At 69.2% G+C, this 1,070-nt stretch carries 1 protein-coding gene; it reads right to left on the reverse strand.

Going from position 1 to position 1,070, the window contains the following annotated elements:
* On the reverse strand, nucleotides 1–1,070 hold a 1,070-nt coding region (locus AB4097_RS21450; RefSeq protein WP_442043319.1), incomplete at both ends, for an NAD-dependent succinate-semialdehyde dehydrogenase.

Below are 1,070 nucleotides of genomic sequence, written 5' to 3' on the forward strand. Positions count from 1 at the left end.
TACGACGCCAGCCCGAACTCCGAGTCGTTCGCCATCGCGATCACCTCCGCCTCGTCGGCAAAGCTGATGATCGGCGCCAGCGGCGCAAACGTCTCCTCCTTCGTCACCTTCATGGCTTGCGTCACCCCGGTCATCACCGTCGGCTCGAAGAAGGTGCTGCCGAGSKCMGAGCGCCGGCCGCCCACCACAAGCTTGCCGCCCTKGKCSAGCACGTCGGCCACGTGCTCCTCCATCTTGGCCACGGCGCGSTCGTCGATCAGCGGCCCCATGGTCACGCCGGCCTCCGTGCCCCGGCCGAGCTTGAGGCTTTTCGCCTTGGCCGCGAGCTTCTCGGCRAAGRCCTCGGCCACGCCCGCCTGCACGTAGATCCGGTTGGCRCASACGCAGGTCTGGCCGGCATTGCGGAACTTCGACGCCATCGCGCCCTCCACGGCCGCATCGAGATCGGCATCGTCGAACACGATGAACGGCGCATTGCCGCCCAGCTCCAGCGACAGCCGCTTGATCCCGTCCGCCGCCTCCTTCATCAGCCAGCGCCCGACGCCGGTCGAGCCGGTGAACGTGATCTTGGCCACCTTCGGGTTGTGGCAGAACTCCTCGCCGATCGGCCGCGCCTCGCCGGTGATGACCGAGAACGCGCCCTTGGGGACGCCGGCCCGCTCGGCCAAGACGGCGAGCGCCAGGGCCGAGAGCGGCGTCTGGGCGGCGGGCTTGAGCACCATGGTGCAGCCGGCGGCGAGCGCCGGGCCGACCTTGCGGGTGATCATGCCGTTGGGAAAGTTCCASGGCGTGATCGCCGCGCACACGCCCACCGGCTGCTTGAGCACCACGATGCGCTGGGAGGGATGCGCCCCGGGAATGACGTCGCCGTCGATGCGCTTGGCCTCTTCGGCGAACCACTCGATGTAGGCGGCGTTCGAGATCACCTCGCCCTTGGCCTCAGGCAACGGCTTGCCCTGCTCCGTGGTGAGGATCAGCGCCAGGTCGTCGGCGTTGGCGAGGATCAGCTCGTACCAGCGGCGCAGGATGGCGCTGCGCTCCTTGGCGGTGCGGCGGGCCCAGTCCTTCTG

Source organism: Microvirga sp. 2MCAF35 (assembly GCF_052115545.1).
Taxonomy (GTDB): domain Bacteria; phylum Pseudomonadota; class Alphaproteobacteria; order Rhizobiales; family Beijerinckiaceae; genus Microvirga.